Origin of the sequence: Phyllobacterium sp., from assembly GCF_037994405.1 — a bacterium.
Lineage (GTDB): Bacteria > Pseudomonadota > Alphaproteobacteria > Rhizobiales > Rhizobiaceae > Phyllobacterium.
The window spans coordinates 32,940-48,790 of sequence record NZ_JBBNAN010000202.1; the positions used below are offsets into that span (position 1 = coordinate 32,940).

15 protein-coding genes and 1 pseudogene are annotated in these 15,851 nt (G+C 55.2%); 8 read left to right on the forward strand and 8 right to left on the reverse strand.

The window, feature by feature from the left end; genetic code table 11:
* Positions 1–56: 56 nt before the first annotated feature.
* From AAAC48_RS11485 to AAAC48_RS11495, 3 genes are all read right to left on the reverse strand, one after another.
* Complete coding sequence (locus tag AAAC48_RS11485) at positions 57–476, reverse strand: GFA family protein (RefSeq protein ID WP_340654299.1); 420 nt, start codon at positions 474–476, stop codon at positions 57–59.
* Between the two features lie 66 nt (positions 477–542).
* Positions 543–1,718, reverse strand: a complete 1,176-nt coding sequence (nhaA, locus tag AAAC48_RS11490) for a Na+/H+ antiporter NhaA (protein ID WP_340654300.1) — start codon at positions 1,716–1,718, stop codon at positions 543–545.
* Positions 1,719–1,851: 133 nt separating this feature from the next.
* Positions 1,852–3,231, reverse strand: a complete 1,380-nt coding sequence (locus AAAC48_RS11495) for a 3-deoxy-7-phosphoheptulonate synthase class II (protein ID WP_340654301.1) — start codon at positions 3,229–3,231, stop codon at positions 1,852–1,854.
* 197 nt (positions 3,232–3,428) lie between these two features.
* Between AAAC48_RS11495 and AAAC48_RS11500 the strand changes: the two genes are divergently transcribed.
* Positions 3,429–4,313 (forward strand): alpha/beta fold hydrolase, encoded by an 885-nt coding sequence (locus AAAC48_RS11500; RefSeq protein ID WP_340654302.1) that lies wholly within the window; start codon positions 3,429–3,431, stop codon positions 4,311–4,313.
* On the opposite strand, the gene AAAC48_RS11505 is transcribed toward AAAC48_RS11500, so the two are convergent.
* The 4 genes from AAAC48_RS11505 to rpiA form a co-directional block, all read right to left on the reverse strand.
* Complete coding sequence (locus tag AAAC48_RS11505; RefSeq protein WP_340654303.1) at positions 4,310–4,963, reverse strand: gamma-glutamylcyclotransferase family protein; 654 nt, start codon at positions 4,961–4,963, stop codon at positions 4,310–4,312. The genes AAAC48_RS11500 and AAAC48_RS11505 overlap by 4 nt on opposite strands.
* The gene (gor, locus tag AAAC48_RS11510) at positions 4,963–6,354 is read right to left on the reverse strand and encodes a glutathione-disulfide reductase (protein ID WP_340654304.1); all 1,392 of its coding nucleotides are present in this window, start codon (positions 6,352–6,354) and stop codon (positions 4,963–4,965) included. The genes AAAC48_RS11505 and gor overlap by 1 nt, the downstream gene beginning before the upstream one ends.
* 113 nt (positions 6,355–6,467) lie before the next feature.
* Positions 6,468–7,034 (reverse strand): DUF2059 domain-containing protein, encoded by a 567-nt coding sequence (locus AAAC48_RS11515; RefSeq protein ID WP_340654305.1) that lies wholly within the window; start codon positions 7,032–7,034, stop codon positions 6,468–6,470.
* A gap of 4 nt (positions 7,035–7,038) precedes the next feature.
* Positions 7,039–7,746 (reverse strand): ribose-5-phosphate isomerase RpiA, encoded by a 708-nt coding sequence (gene rpiA / locus AAAC48_RS11520; RefSeq protein WP_340654306.1) that lies wholly within the window; start codon positions 7,744–7,746, stop codon positions 7,039–7,041.
* 181 nt (positions 7,747–7,927) lie between these two features.
* Here rpiA and AAAC48_RS11525 point away from each other — a divergent pair, with 181 nt between their 5' ends.
* The 7 genes and pseudogenes from AAAC48_RS11525 to AAAC48_RS11555 all read left to right on the forward strand — a co-directional run bounded on the left by AAAC48_RS11525 (position 7,928) and on the right by AAAC48_RS11555 (position 13,434).
* Entirely contained in the window at positions 7,928–8,611 is a 684-nt protein-coding gene (locus tag AAAC48_RS11525; RefSeq protein ID WP_340654307.1) for an HAD family hydrolase, read from the forward strand.
* A 165-nt stretch (positions 8,612–8,776) separates the two neighbouring features.
* On the forward strand, positions 8,777–9,040 hold the full coding sequence (locus AAAC48_RS11530) for a hypothetical protein (protein WP_340654308.1): 264 nt from the start codon (positions 8,777–8,779) through the stop codon (positions 9,038–9,040).
* Positions 8,923–9,196, forward strand: a pseudogene (locus tag AAAC48_RS11535) (BA14K family protein); the annotation flags it as partial. The gene AAAC48_RS11530 and the pseudogene AAAC48_RS11535, both read left to right, overlap by 118 nt.
* 240 nt (positions 9,197–9,436) lie before the next feature.
* Positions 9,437–10,849 (forward strand): circularly permuted type 2 ATP-grasp protein, encoded by a 1,413-nt coding sequence (locus tag AAAC48_RS11540; protein WP_340654309.1) that lies wholly within the window; start codon positions 9,437–9,439, stop codon positions 10,847–10,849.
* 67 nt (positions 10,850–10,916) lie between these two features.
* The gene (locus tag AAAC48_RS11545; protein WP_340654310.1) at positions 10,917–11,858 is read left to right on the forward strand and encodes an alpha-E domain-containing protein; all 942 of its coding nucleotides are present in this window, start codon (positions 10,917–10,919) and stop codon (positions 11,856–11,858) included.
* Positions 11,859–11,863: 5 nt separating this feature from the next.
* Positions 11,864–12,661 carry a transglutaminase family protein gene (locus AAAC48_RS11550; RefSeq protein WP_340654311.1) on the forward strand — a complete coding sequence of 266 codons (798 nt, stop codon included), beginning with the start codon at positions 11,864–11,866 and terminating at the stop codon, positions 12,659–12,661.
* A 32-nt stretch (positions 12,662–12,693) separates the two neighbouring features.
* On the forward strand, positions 12,694–13,434 hold the full coding sequence (locus AAAC48_RS11555; RefSeq protein WP_340654312.1) for a proteasome-type protease: 741 nt from the start codon (positions 12,694–12,696) through the stop codon (positions 13,432–13,434).
* An 8-nt stretch (positions 13,435–13,442) separates the two neighbouring features.
* On the opposite strand, the gene AAAC48_RS11560 is transcribed toward AAAC48_RS11555, so the two are convergent.
* A complete protein-coding gene (locus AAAC48_RS11560) occupies positions 13,443–15,368 on the reverse strand; it encodes a L,D-transpeptidase family protein (RefSeq protein WP_340654313.1) in 1,926 nt (641 codons plus the stop codon).
* Between the last annotated feature and the right edge of the window lie 483 nt (positions 15,369–15,851).

Sequence of the window (15,851 nt, forward strand, 5' to 3'; positions counted from 1 at the left end):
CGACCTTGTCCACGAATTCCCTCCGGCACAACGACTCCAAATAGACAAAACTGGCTCTAGTCCTCCGCAACCACGACACCGCCACCGCTCTTTTCATATTGGGGCAGGTGGTCATTGATCTCGTAGTAATCGCCTTTGTCGCCAACGAAAATGTGGCTCTCACCACGCAGTCCGGAAGGAGCGTCGAATGCGCCTGCCATGACGGAAATATAGTCGAGCTCATTGTGTTTCCAGAAAAGGACCGACCCGCAATTCTTGCAGAAGCCGCGCCGGGCAAAGTCACTTGCCTTGTACCAGCTGATGTTTTCTTCTCCAGAAACGCTGATCGAATCATCCTGGACGTTTGTCGCAGCATAGAAATGGCCGGACTGCTTGCGGCATTGCGAGCAGTGACAATAAACGACGCCGCGCAATTGCCCTCGCGTTTCGAAGCGGACTTTCCCGCAAAGACATGAGCCCCGATGCAGCTCGACCATGATCATAGCCTCCAATTTGCTCAGAAAGGTGAGCTTATGTGACGGCGCCAACGACGCCTTTCGCATTCACGCCTTCGCCGGACGCGCCAGCGACAGGCGCAGCAGGACTGCGCCGACAACGGCTGACAACAGCGAGCCGAGCAAGACGCCAAGTTTGGTCTCATCCTGCAACAGCGGCGAATTGGCGTAGGCGAGCAATCCAATGAACAGGCTCATGGTGAAACCGATACCGCACAGGATCGCGACGCTGTAGATTTGGACCCAGCTAGCACCTACAGGACGCTCGGCAAGGCGCAACTTGATCGCGAGCCAGGCGAAAGAGAAAACACCGATCTGCTTGCCGAAGAAGAGGCCAGCGGCAACGCCAAGCGGAACGGGATCAGCAAGATTGGACAGTGACACGCCGCTGAACGACACGCCCGCATTGGCAAATCCGAAGATCGGCACGATGAGAAACCCGACCCATGGCTGAATGGCGTGCTCAAGTTCGAGCAGCGGCGAATCCGCTTGCCCCTTTTCGCCGCGCATGGGGATGGTCAAAGCAAGCAACACACCGGCGATCGTCGCATGGATGCCAGATTTGAAAACGAGGATCCACAGGATCACGCCGAGGACAAGATAGGCCCAGAGCCGCACCATGCCGAGATAATTCATGGCTAGCAGGATGGCAAAGACGGCTGCCACGCCGGCAAGGGCAGGAATGTTCAACCCTTCCGAATAGAACAGGGCGATAATGATGACAGCGCCAAGATCGTCGATGATCGCCAGCGCCGTCAGGAACACCTTCAGGGACAGCGGAACCCGCGATCCGAGCAACGACAACACACCGAGGGAAAAGGCAATGTCGGTGGCAGACGGAATTGCCCAGCCGCGTACGGTATCCCCCTCATTGAAGGCAAGGAAGATTAACGCCGGGACGAGCATGCCGCCGACGGCGGCAAATCCTGGCAGTGCACGGCGCGACCAGTTCGACAGCTGCCCGCTGATCATCTCACGCTTGATTTCAAGACCGACCAGCAGAAAGAACACGGCCATCAGCGCATCATTGATCCAATGCAGGATGCTCAGCCCGCCGACATAGGTCTTCAAGACGGCAAAATAATCTTCGCTCAACGGGGAATTCGCGATGATCAGCGCAAGCGCTGCGACGGCCATTAGAATGATGCCCCCGGAGGCCTCATTCTCCATGAATGAACGAAAAGACGCAGTCAGGCGGAGTCGGCGCGAGGTTTTTGTGTCCATGCTGCCTTGATAGAATCCTGAATCGCAAAACTCCAGTCAAAACACCCGGCCATTTTGAATTGGGATCGTCACCCACAACAAAGGGCGGCCCGTAAGGACCGCCCTTTGCAACATTACAGATAGTGTCCGCAGATCAGGCGTTGACGGCCAGCTTTTGCGGGTGGCTGTCGCGCTCCTTCTTGAGAAGCTCGGCCACGAGAAATGCCAGTTCCAGTGCCTGATCGGCGTTGAGGCGCGGATCGCAATGGGTGTGGTAGCGGTCGGACAGATCCTCTGCCGAAATCGCCCGCGCACCGCCTGTGCATTCCGTCACATTGTTGCCGGTCATTTCGATGTGGATTCCGCCGGGATAGGTCCCTTCGGCATGGTGAACCGCGAAGAAGCTTTCGACTTCCTTCAGGATACGGTCGAACGGCCGGGTCTTGTAGCCATTGGCCGTGATCGTGTTCCCATGCATCGGATCGCAGGACCACACCACCTGACGGCCCTCTTTCTGAACTGCGCGGATCAGCTTTGGCAGATGATCGCCAACCTTATCATGGCCAAAACGGGCGATCAGCGTCAGACGACCCGCCTCGTTGGCTGGATTGAGCAAATCGATCAGTCCAAGAAGGTCATCGGCTTCCAAGGTCGGACCACACTTGAGGCCAAGCGGGTTCTTGATGCCACGGCAGTATTCTACGTGGGCGTGATCAGCCTGGCGTGTACGATCGCCAATCCAGATCATGTGACCGGACGTGCCATACCAATCGCCGGAAGTAGAGTCGACGCGGGTCAGAGCTTCCTCATAGCCAAGCAGCAGGGCTTCATGGCTGGTATAGAAATCCGTCTCGCGCAATTGCGCATTGGTTTCCGACGTAATGCCGACGGCCCGCATGAAGTCCATCGTGTCTGAAATGCGGCGTGCCAGCGAACCATAGCGCTCGCCTTGCGGGCTATCGGCTACGAAACCCAGCATCCACTGGTTCACATTTTCCAGATTGGCATAGCCGCCCTGTGCGAACGCGCGCAGAAGGTTAAGCGTCGCGGCGGACTGCCGGTAAGCCATCTCCTGGCGGGCTGGATCGGGAATACGTGCCTGCTCCGTGAAGTCGGTGCCGTTGATGATGTCGCCTCGGTATACGGGAAGCTCGATACCGTTCTTGGTTTCGGTGTCAGCCGAACGCGGCTTTGCAAACTGACCAGCGATACGCCCGATCTTGACGACGGGCTGCGAAGCCCCGAATGTCAGAACCACCGCCATCTGAAGGAAGACGCGGAAGAAGTCGCGGATATTGTCGGCACCATGTTCGGCAAAGCTCTCGGCACAATCGCCGCCCTGCAGAAGGAAACCTTCACCTCTGGAAACGGCTGCCAGCTGCTTTTTGAGCTTGCGCGCCTCACCTGCAAAAACAAGTGGCGGATAAGTACGAAGACGGGCCTCGACATCGCTCAGAGCCTGAGCGTCCGGATAAGAAGGCATCTGCTTGACGGGTTTGCCTCTCCAGGAAGTCGGTGTCCAGTTCTTGGTCATTATTGCACCTGTTATTTGCTTTCCATATTGGTAGCGATTGTTGGGGTTTCTCCGGTCATGCCGGAAGGCGCTCATATAGTCCAATTAGTTCATTTGCACCAGTCCCGTTAAGGATTGTTAAGCACACGCGAAATCTCCGTTGCCCGGCGTTCAAATTTGAATTACGTTAACGTCAAGGTAAGATCTGGGAGGATCGATTGCGCGATATCGAATTTAAGGCGGCGGATGGTTTTCCGCTGCGTGGAAATCTGTTCGAAGGGACCGGTAACGGCCCTGCCATTCTCATCTCATCCGCGGCAGCCGTTCCCAACACGATTTACCGGCATTTCGCTGGCCGTCTTGTCGATTTGGGCGCGTCGCATGTGCTGACCTACGATTATCGCGGTGTCGCGAAATCGGCGGTACCACGCCATTGGAAGGACCGGCTCAATCTCAAGGATTGGGGCGTTCTCGATTTCCCCGCGGCCTTGGACGAATTGAAACGCATTGCAGGACCTCGACCGATTGTGGGCATTGGCCACTCCTATGGCGGCGTTGCGCTTGGATTGAGCAACCGCGCCTCGGAGTTCGAGCGTTATACGATGCTCGCGTCACTCTCCGGTTATTACCGCAACACGGCGCAACCCTGTGCGATGTACGCCAAGATGAACCTGCTCGGCGTGCCTCTCACCATACCTTTTGGCAAACTGCCCAGATGGGGCGGATTGGGCGAAGCAGTTCCAGGTACCATCTTTCGCGATTGGGCGCGGTGGTGCCGCAATCCGAATTTCCTCTTTGCCGACCCGGCTGTTCCCGAAGCAAGACACTTCCAGTCGGTCGCGATACCGTTGCTGTCGGTCGGGATCACCGACGACGTCTGGGGTACGCCAAGAGCGGTGGAGGATCTGCTTTCGCGCTTCGGCAACGCGCCTGTGCATGAAATGTGGTATTCCCCTGCCCAGTCAGACGGCGCACCGATCGGTCATCTCGGCTTTTTCCGCAAGCACCAGGCGGGAATATTGTGGCCAGCGGTCACCAACTGGCTGCTGCATGCAGAAATTCCCGAAGGTGCCGCGATGCGCCGAGAAATGCGGGCAGCCTAGGCGACTTTGTCGACGTCGCCTTCGTCTATTTTCGACATCTCGATAAAGGACGCACCTCGCTCGACGAGCAACTGGTCGAACAGTTTCGTCTCGCTGGCGCTGAGCACCACCGCACGCGGATAGGCCGGCGCCCCGCGATCCTTGTAAATTGGCGTGTCGAAATACTGCGTTTCCTGCACGAAGCGGCGAAGGCCCTCTTCGCCATGTTCAATCAAGAACCCCTGCATGACCGCATCGAGATAGGATTGCAGGATGCGAGGTGGTTCGGGATGGAGGGGCACATCCTGATGTGCCTCATAGACAAAGACCGGGCAACCATGGGGCAAGGGCGACGCGGTCTCGACATGTTCCGGGAGCACGCTGCGCCGGTTATAATGCGCCTCGCGCAGGTCGACGGCCGGCAGATTGTCCAGATGATCGAACACCAGGAGCCCGTCAACGCTACCGCCCTCCTCGCGGCGCACTGACAAGAGCGCTGCGGGAAAACCGGGCATATCCGGGCGGGCGCGCCACAGCCTTCGCCAACCATGCAGCCGTGCCGGCATGGCATGGACGATATTGGTTCGCAGCGTGTTGCGGTTTACCAGCGAGCCATAGCCGAAATAGGCGACGAGCCCGCCACTTTTTGCCAATGCCTCGATATTGCCCATCAATCGATGCGCTCGCCGTTAACGATGCGATAGCTTGGCTTGTACATGGTCACCAGTTCTTCCGATGCCGTCGGATGCACAGCCATAGTCCGGTCGAAATCGTCCTTGGTGCAACCAGCCTTGATCGGGATGGCCAGAAGCTGCGCCATTTCGCCAGCGTCGGGGCCCAGAATGTGTGCGCTGACAACCTTCCGGGTGGCTGCATCGACAATCAGCTTCGTCAGCATCTTGTCCTTGGCTCCGGACAGCGTATTGCGCATCGGGCGGAACAGGGCGCGATAGACTTCGAGCTCCTTGAACTCCTTTCCCGCATCCTCCTCGCAGAGGCCGACAGTACCGATTTCCGGCTGCGAGAAGACAGCGGTGGCAATCTGCCGGTGATCCGGCTTGGTCGGATTGTTCTTGAACGCGGTTTCTAGAAAACACATGGCCTCGTGGATCGCGACGGGCGTCAACTGGACGCGGTTTGTCACGTCGCCGACCGCCCAGATATTTGCCTTGCTGGTACGCGAATATGCATCAACCTTGATCGCGCCGATATCATCGACCTCTACCCCGGCCGCCTCGAGCCCGAGCGACTTCGTATTGGGCACCCGGCCGATGGCGAGCATGACCTGGTCGGCAACAAGCTCATCGCCCGAATAGAGACGTACAGTGAGCCGGCCATCATCCTGGCGCTTCACTTCCTCGATGACCTCAACACAGCGGACGCGAATGCCTTTGGCAACCATGGATGCATGCAGCAATTGCCGCAGATCATGATCAAAGCGCGAGAGAATCTCCCTGCCGCGGTATATGAGCGTCGTTTCGACGCCCAGACCATGGAAAATATTGGCAAATTCCACGGCAATGTAGCCGCCGCCCTCGATTACAATCGACTTCGGCAGCACTTCAAGGTGAAATGCCTCATTCGAGCTGATGCACAATTCATGGCCGGGCAGCGCGACGTGCGGGTTGGGGTGACCGCCCGTCGCAATGAGTATCTGGTCCGCCGTCACGCGCTTACCAGTCTTGAGTATCTCGATGGTGTGGTCATCGACCAGCACGGCCCGGCTATCAAAGATCGCGACATTCGAATTATCGAGCCCGCTCCGGTAGAGCCCTTCGAGCCGCGCGATTTCGCGATCCTTGTTGGCAACCAGTGTCGGCCAGTCGAAGGTCGTCTCGCCAACGTTCCAGCCATATCCAGCAGCAGCCTCGAAATGCTCAGGGAATTGCGAGGCGTATACGAAGAGTTTCTTCGGAACGCAGCCGCGGATGACACAGGTTCCACCCATCCGGTATTCTTCGGCAAGCGCAACTCTTTTGCCCATGGCGCCAGCAAGCCGGCCTGCGCGAACGCCACCTGACCCGCCGCCAATGACGAAAAGGTCATAGTCATAGTTTGCCATGGAAAAGCACTCCGAATCTGATCAGGTCACTGGATATGGGTTGTATCGCGGCTCTTTAAAAGAACAAAACCCGGCTATCGAACCGGGCTTTGTCATTGAACTTAGGATGATGCTTATTTGGTCTTCGGCTTGGCCGGAGCCTCGGGCGTGGCTGGCGCCGGCGAAGCGGGCGATGTGGCCGCCGCTGATGCGACAATCTTCTCGGCTACCGCCTGTGCCAGATCACGGGCAATGCCGCGCTGCCAGATACCTGCAGCTTTGCTCACTTCACGGGTTACGATCGGGCCTTCCGACAACAGCTTTTTTCCTGCAGGAGAGGTGTAAAAGCCGGTGATGGCATTGAGCTCTTCTTCGGTAAAGGACACGGCGTAGGCACGAGCGGCCTCGTTCTCAAGATCGGCGCGACGCGAGGCCAGTGCCAATGCCTGTTCGTCGACCGTTGAACTGATGACGGCTTCGAGGTTTGGATCCTTCTGAATCAGTTCGGCCTTCAGCCCCCGTGCAGCGTCCGGCAGGATGCCGTCGAACATGTCTGTGGCCTTGATGGCGGAAACGGCTGCCCGTGCAGCTGCAAGGTGCGAAGGGGTAATATCCTGCGCTTGCGCAGCGCAGAGACCGCCAAGCATGATTGCAATAGACAAAGGTGCAATCAAGCGACGAAAGCCAGATGCTCGGTTCATGAATTTATCGCTCCGTTTTATTCGTTGTTAGTGTTCGGATGCCGTCAGCGCCAGCCAGAATGGCCACGCGCGCCAGATCCAGAAAGAGTCCATGCTCCACGACGCCAGGAATGGCGTGCAAAGCGCTTGATAAAGCTCTTGTATCCGGAATGCGGCCAAAAGATGCATCCAGGATCAAATGCCCGCCGTCTGTAACAAATGGTGCGGCTCCCGTCATCCTCAATGTCACGGGACCTGAAAGATGCAGTCTGGATGCGGCAAGTTCGATCGCCAGTTTGGTTGCTTCGAGACCAAAACGATTGACCTCGATTGGCAGCGGAAACGCGCCAAGTGTTTCGACGAGCTTCGACTCGTCGGCAATAACGATCATCTCGGATGAAGCTGCTGCAACGATTTTTTCGCGCAGCAAGGCGCCTCCGCCTCCCTTGATCAGCGCGAGTTCCGGACCGACTTCGTCGGCACCGTCAATCGTGAGATCAAGTGCGGGCGTTTGCTCCAATGTGGTGAGCTTCACGCCAAGCTCGCGGCAAAGCGCCGCTGTTCGCTCAGACGTCGGTACGCCGATGATACTCAATCCGGATGCAACCTTTGCTGCGAGTAGTCGCACAAACTCTTCCGCGGTAGAGCCTGTTCCGATACCGAGGCGCATACCATCTCTGACATAGGTCAGCGCCTCCGCAGCAGCTTTGATTTTAAGTGTCCTTGCATCCATCCGTGGGTGCGCCCTCTTGTAGCTTTGACTTGATATCCGTTTGACTTGACACTGGGCTCCCTAACACGTCAGGCAGTCGGGTCAAGGCTCATCGCTTGATTTAATGCCGACCTTATACTTGAGTATCGGGAGGCCGTATACGCAACCGGCGACGTTCCGCCTCGACTCCACAGGAAAACAAATGTCTCAACCAATCGTTGTTTTTGATCTCGATGGAACTCTGGTGGATACTGCCCCCGATCTGCTCGATAGTCTTAATCACTGCCTGAGTGAGGCAGGAATGCAAAAAGTAGATCCCGTGACGCTGCGCCGCTATGTAGGACAGGGCGGAAGGGTGATGATCGAGCGCGCTTTCGAAGCCCAGCAGAAACTCCTCAGCCCGGAACAGCTCGATTGGCTCGTTGACATCTTCATCGAACATTATAGCGCGAACATGCCAGGCCATTCAGCGCTCTATGAGGGCGCAGAAGAAGCGATGGATCACCTTTCAAATGCCGGCTATCTTCTCGCGGTCTGCACAAACAAATTCGAAGGTCTTTCAGTCAATCTGCTGACGGGCCTCGGGCAATCGTCGCGTTTCAGCGCGATTTGTGGTTCCGACACTTTCTCATTTCGCAAACCCGACCCCCGCCACCTTCTGGAAACCATCAAGAAAGCTGGAGGCGACCCGGAACGCGCTATCATGATCGGCGACAGCCGCACGGATATCGACACTGCGAAGGCTGCGGGTATCCCCGTTGTCGCGGTCGATTTCGGCTATTCGGACCTGCCAGTTGCAACTTACGAGCCAAGCCGGGTGATCTCACACTATCGTGAGTTGAAGGTTGAACTCACTGGCGATTTGATAAGCGCCGTAAGTGCTTGATCCGGAACAAGAACGATAACATCACGTTTGTCTGCTGACTGATGCCATGCCAAATTCGGCTGACCATCGGGCGCGTCTTCTGCTCGTAAACATAATGCGAAATCACGGTGTTTCGCAGCTTAGGGAGGAAAAATTGAGAAAGCTTCAGTACTTTCTGCGATAGCGATGACGATTGGTATAGTGTCTGCTGGCAATATGCCAAGCTATTCAGCGCCTCTGACACCTGTGACAATTGAGACGGTTCCCCAAATATTCAATCAGTACAGTATCGACGGCATTGGCATGGCAATCGCGACTGGCATGGCGACCGTGGTTGGCGCGGCGACCGCTATTGGTATAGAGGTCATCGCGGCTATCGCTACTATAGACCGGGTTATCGCTACTACAACGGCGCCTGGTTTCCGTTGGCCGCTTTTGGCAGTGGCGTGATTATTGGTAGTGCCATCAGTCGCCCGGCTCCCGCTTACCGTGCCGGCAGCGCCCACGTCCGCTGGGTGCTATAACCGCTATCGGTCATACCGGGCCTATGACAATACATACCAGCCCAATTATGGTCCTCGCCGCCAGTGTATTTCGCCTTATTGATCGGTCACATCATATCGTCGATTCACCAAACCCGGGGCTAGCGCTCCGGGCTTATTTAATTGCAACACGGGTCCAGACATCCGCCTACACATTAGACTAAAATCGAACTGCCTCTGCCTCAATCCGGCTTTAGCTGCCTAATTTTTGGGCCAAGAAGAAACATGCATCCTTAAACAACGGATTGTACTTGCAATTTTTGACGAACCGGCTTGAATGACTCCCATATGAAGGGGATTTTGAGTGAACCCATTTGATGAGATGATCAAAACCGGCGGTGAGGTGCGGCCGCCATACGAACAGCTGAAATGCTGGCTTGATACCCAGAACCCGGAGCGATTGGCACAAAAGTCGCTCGATGCAGAAAATGTCTTTCGCAAAACCGGCATCACCTTCGCCGTATACGGCGACGAAGAAGCAGCCGAACGCCTCATCCCATTCGATATCATTCCCCGCATCATCACCGGCAATGAATGGCGACGCCTGTCTCAGGGCATCGAGCAGCGCGTGATGGCGCTCAATGCGTTTCTCGACGATATATACCATCGTCAGGAGATCATTCGCGCAGGCCGCATCCCGCGCGAACTCTTCACTCACAATGATGCATATTTGCCGGAGATGGTCGGATTTCGCCCGCCGGGCAATGTCTACACCCATATCATTGGTGTCGACATCGTGCGGACAGGGGAGAACCAGTTCTACGTCCTCGAAGACAATGCTCGTACTCCATCGGGCGTTTCCTACATGCTGGAAAATCGCGAAACGATGATGCAGCTGTTTCCAGAACTGTTTCAGCAGATCAAGGTTCGACCTGTCGAAACTTATCCGAAGTTGCTGCGTCAATCGCTGGCGGCGGTTGCGCCGCCCGGATGCAAAGGCACGCCAACGATCGCAGTCCTCACGCCAGGCATTTATAATTCAGCCTATTTCGAGCACGCGTTTCTGGCTGACCAGATGGGTGTCGAACTCGTTGAAGGCAGCGACCTGAAGGTCGAAAATGGCAAGGTGGTGATGCGGACCACCGAGGGCAACCGGGCGATTGACGTGCTTTATCGACGCGTCGACGATTCCTTTCTCGATCCCCTCACCTTCCGCCGCGATTCGGCGTTGGGTGTCGCCGGGATCATGGATGTCTATCGCTCCGGCAATATTACCATCGCCAATGCACCCGGTACCGGTATCGCCGACGATAAGGCGCTTTATTCCTATATGCCGGAAATTGTCGAGTTCTATACCGGGCGCAAGGCGATTTTGGAGAATGTCCCGACACATCGCTGCTCAGAACCGGACACACTCAAATATGTCCTCGAAAATCTTGCCGACCTTGTTGTCAAGGAAGTCCACGGCTCGGGTGGGTATGGCATGCTTGTCGGTCCAGCCGCTTCAAAGAAGGAGTGCGAGGCTTTTGCGCTCAAGTTGAAGGCCAATCCGAAGAACTACATTGCTCAGCCGACTTTGGCCCTGTCGACGACGCCGATCATGACCGAAAAGGGTCTCGCGCCGCGACATGTTGATTTGCGGCCATTTGTTCTTGTCTCCGACCGGATTCGTATCACTCCCGGCGGCTTGACCCGTGTCGCGTTGAAAGAAGGTTCGCTCGTCGTCAATTCCAGTCAGGGAGGGGGTACGAAGGATACGTGGGTATTGGACGATTAGACCAATTCGAGGGGAACGAGAGCCGCCAAAGACGGCTCCAGAATGCAAAGAGGGATAACACCGAAAAATGCTTCTTGGCCGAACCGCAAATGGTCTCTACTGGATGTTCCGCTATATAGAGCGGGCAGAGAATATGGCGCGCCTGATCGATGCCGGTTTGCGTATGGCCCTGACAAAAACGTCCGATGCACCGGAAGAATGGTCGTCGGTATTAATGAGCGCGGGCGTCAAGATCGGCTACGACAACAAGTACAACGAGTACAACGCCAGCCTTGTGTCTGATTTCCTGCTCCGCGATCTCAGCAACCCGTCAAGTGTCATGTCATGCGTTGAAACGGCCCGCTCGAATGCGCGCATGGTGCGCACCGCGCTGACGCGCGAAGCTTGGGAAAGCGTCAACGAGACGTGGATGATCCTTAAATCCACACTGGCACAACCAATTGCAGAAACTGATCTTCCCCGTGTCCTCGACCAGATCAAGCGTGAAACCGCGATCATTCGGGGTGCGTTCCACGGAACAATGCTGCGCAACGAGATCTTCAATTTTGCGCGCATTGGCACCTTCATCGAACGGGCGGATAACACTGCACGCATTCTGGACGTCAAGTATTACGTGCTGCTGCCGTCAATTTCCTATGTCGGCACCACGCTCGACAATTTTCAATGGGAGTCGATCCTTCGTTCAGTTTCCGCCCATCGCTCCTATCGCTGGGTCTATGATGTCGAATATAATCCGGTGAACATTGCGGACTATCTGATCCTGAATTCCCGCATGCCGAGATCGCTCAATTTCTGCTATTCGAACATCGTCGATAATCTGAAATATCTTGCAATTGACTACGGCAAGCGGCACGAATGCCATGACATGTCGGAAAGCATCATGACGCGGCTCGAAAACAATGAGATCCGGACCATATTCGATAATGGCCTGCACGAATTTCTGAGCGATCTCATCTATCAAACGAACAGCTTGAGCAGCAAGATTGCTGAAGCCTATAACTTCGATTGAAGATCATGCTTCTGAATATCCAGCACAATTCTCATTATCGTTACGATGCTCCGGTGCATTACTCGGTCCTGCGTTTGCGTATGTATCCGCAGAGCTCACCCGGTCAGAAGGTCATTGACTGGTCAGTGTCGATGGAGGGAGCGACGCAGGAGGCAAACTATCGGGATGGCTACGGCAATCGCACAACATTGATAAGCCTCGAACGCAACGTGACGGAACTCGTCATCCGTGCCGAGGGAAAAGTCGAAACCGAGGATCGCACCGGCGTCCTGGGCAAGGTTTATAATTTCATGCCAATCTGGCTCTATGAGCGTGAAACCGCGCTAACGAAGTCCGGCGAGGCTATCCGCGAGCTGGCAGCGGGTCTTGAAGTCAGGTCCGACAAGCTTGCAGTCATGCACGAGCTGATGGGCCTCCTGCATCAGAAAGTGGTCTATACACCAGGATCCACCACTATTGGCACGACCGCTGAAGAAGCACTTCTGAACGGCAAGGGCGTCTGCCAGGACCACACCCATATCTTCCTGTCGGTGGCACGGGTTCTGAACATTCCGGCCCGCTATGTATCCGGCTATTTAATGCTCAACAATACGATTGAACAGACGGCGAGCCATGCTTGGGCGGAGGTCCATCTTGACGGGCTCGGTTGGGTGGGGTTCGACGCAGCCAATGATATCTGCCCGAACGAAACCTATGTTCGCGTTGCATGTGGTCTCGACTACCGCGAAGCCGCCCCGGTTTCCGGAATACGCTTTGGACCGGGCATTGAGTCACTTGCCGTTGAAGTCAATGTAGAGCAGTAATCTATCTGATTATTTCGGATTTGGGATTCGCTATGACCTACTGTGTAGGCCTTAAACTGGACCGTGGACTTGTGTTCATGTCTGACACGAGAACCAATGCTGGTGTCGACAACATCTCGACGTTCAAGAAAATGTACACGTGGGCCAAGACGGGCGATCGTGTCATAACGCTGCTTTCCGCAGGCAATCTTGCAACGACGCAAGCCGTCATCAGCATCCTGAATGAACGGACCAAAACGCCGTCCGAACGATCGCCGTCGATCTATGACATGCCATCGATGTTCCAGACGGCGCGGCTTGTCGGCGATACTATCAGGCATGTGATCGAAGAGGTTGATTCTGGCGGACAGCGCGCAGATTCATTCGGTGCTTCGATTATCCTTGGCGGCCAAATCAAGGGTGGTGATCCGCGTCTCTTCCTGATCTACCCGGAAGGCAATTTCATCGAATCGACGCCCGACACGCCGTTCTTTCAGATCGGCGAACACAAGTATGGCAAACCGATCATTGTGCGTTCGTACGACCCTGCGATGACGTTTGAAGAAGCCACCAAGCTCTTGCTCGTATCCTTCGACTCGACCTTGAAATCCAATCTGTCCGTGGGTCTGCCGCTTGATCTGCAGTTCTATGAATCCGACAGTTTCAAACTTGGCTTTGAGAAGCGGATCGAGCGCCACGACCCCTATTATGAAATCATTTCCGAGGGCTGGTCGCAGGCTTTGAAACTCGCACTTCAAAGCCTGCCTCCGTTCGAAATCGAACCCAAGGATTGATGTTATTGCTATAGCGCCGCGGTCTGAGCGCTCATCGCCTGTCGGACTGCCCGCGTTTTCACGAATGCCTTCTCGAGATAGACATCCCGTTGATAGACGTCGCTATAATAATGAATCTCGCCCGTCGCTGAGTCTGGCCAGGCTGTGAAATACGACACATAGACTGGAAGAGGATCTTTCACGCGGACGCTGCGTTCGTTCTTGCCGAAATATTGCTTCAAGTCGTCAACCGGCATGCCAAGCACGGCCGCAGCCATGTCGCGTGGACGTTCCAGCCGGATGCAGCCATGGCTCAATGCGCGCATGTCACGCTTGAAGAAAGATTTGGCAGGTGTGTCGTGCATGTAAATGTCGTGGCTGTTCGGGAACAGGATTTTCAGTTCGCCCAGCGCATTGTCGAGGCTTGGCTTTTGACGAATCCCCACTCCGCCGCCATTTGCCGCCACTTGCGACCAGTTCACCGAGCTTGAGGGGATAACGCGTCCCGATTTGTCATAGACCTCATACCCACTGTTCTCGAGATAGGAAGGGTTGTTGAGGATTTTAGGCATCATCTCATTGAGAATGATCGAACGCGGCACACCCCACGACGGATTGAAGACCACCGTCTCGATTGTGTCATCAAAGAAGTAGGTCTGATTGGTGGGCGACCCAACGACGATGTTCATCGCCAGCTTTTCGGTATTCTCATCAAAATACTGTGCCCGATAGGCAGGCTGGTTGATGAACACGTAACGCTTGCCGAAATCATGTGGCAGCCAGCGCAAACGCTCCATGGAATAAAGAAGACGGTCGCGCTTTGACGCGCTGGATTCGGCCTGAAGCGCGTTGATCGTGCTACTACCGATGACACCATCGGGTTTGCGCCCCTGCGCCTTCTGCAAGTCCTTGATGGCTTCGACAAGGCTGTCATCGTAGACAGTCGCATTTTCATGCGCCTGCAGGACTGTCTCGTGCTTTTCCAGATAATCCTTGGGCGCCTTCGCCTTGATCAGGGCCACTACATTGCGAAGCTCGGGATTTTCTTCGCCTGGGCGAATCTTGGTGTCTGGAGCAACGCGCACGGCCGGCTCCTTGGCATCGCCCAGCTCCTGCAGGCTTTTCTTCAGCTCTGCATACCATTTGCTTTGAGGCGCAAAAGCCAGCAGCGTGGCACTCGGGTCATTTGAGGCAGCGAGCTGGTCGAGCACCTCACGCGGTTTCACACGGTCGAGAGCAAAATCGTGGAATCCGCTGAGGCGGTTCGGATTGATCCGCCCCTCACCCTGATCCATTGCATAACGCAGGGCGCGCGCCGACATGGTTAGTTCGAACTCGGCGAGCTCCTTCAGACGCGCGGGAATATTCGCGCGATCGTAGTCATCGCCCGGCACCTTGACCGCGTAATCCTGAGGATCGAGGCCATCTTCGCCAGCCTTGGCAAACAAGGCCGCAACTGCCTTGGCTTTCGGCGTGACGTCATACGACGCTGTCCAGATCGGCTGCTGTTTCGTGGCATAGTAGGAAACAATGGCATCGGCGATTTGTTTTTCCGCCTGCACATGGGCTTCTTTCAGGTGGTCCACCTTTAGACCAAACTGTTCCATCTGCGGCGGTGCTGTTATGCCATGGTCCGCAGAAGCGGTAAGCTGAGTATCGACTTTGGAAAAGTCGACCTGAACCAGCGTTTCCGGTTTGTAGTCGTAATTCGTCGGCGCTGTCACCGTCACGCGCTTGATCGACCCCTGTGGCCGCCTGACGGGCCCAGATTGCTCGGCAAGCGGCTCGCCCGGCCGAAGTTGTCTGGACGGATTGACAGGCTGGGCATCAACACGGCGACTACCGAACAACAGTTCCATCAGGTTGTTTGCAGCTGAAGCCGACGATATGGAGATGGCTGTCGCTGACAACATTGCAGCCAGAAAGATCGCCCGTTTTTTTGAATAGGAATTCATGATGCTCGCCCGGATGGTACTGTCTTGCCCACGGGTAAACATGGGCCATTGATTTGGTGTGTGGCCAGTTTCATCGCATCCTATTTAGATTCTTTTAACAATGCCCGGCGCCCGAATGATTATTCTGCAGAGGCACAATTTTAGGCTGTGTGCCGATTTCGACACATTACCGCAATTCACCCTCATTTTCTTGTCGATTTACAACACGTCTAGTTGACCAGGTGAGTAGTCTTTTAGAATTGCAACAAATTTTTAGACGAAGCGATTAGCGAGTTTGAGAATGGATATCGTTGATAAGCGGTTCTGTAAGATTATTCATATTGGATATTTATGTCAGCTAGAAATTTTCCACTCTGACAATACTCAAGATGACATTATCGGAAATATATTCGTCACATGCAACAATACATATAGATTTGAATAAATACTCATATGAATATTCGCGCGCACCTCTGTGGATATGCTTCACTTTTTGTGGAAGAC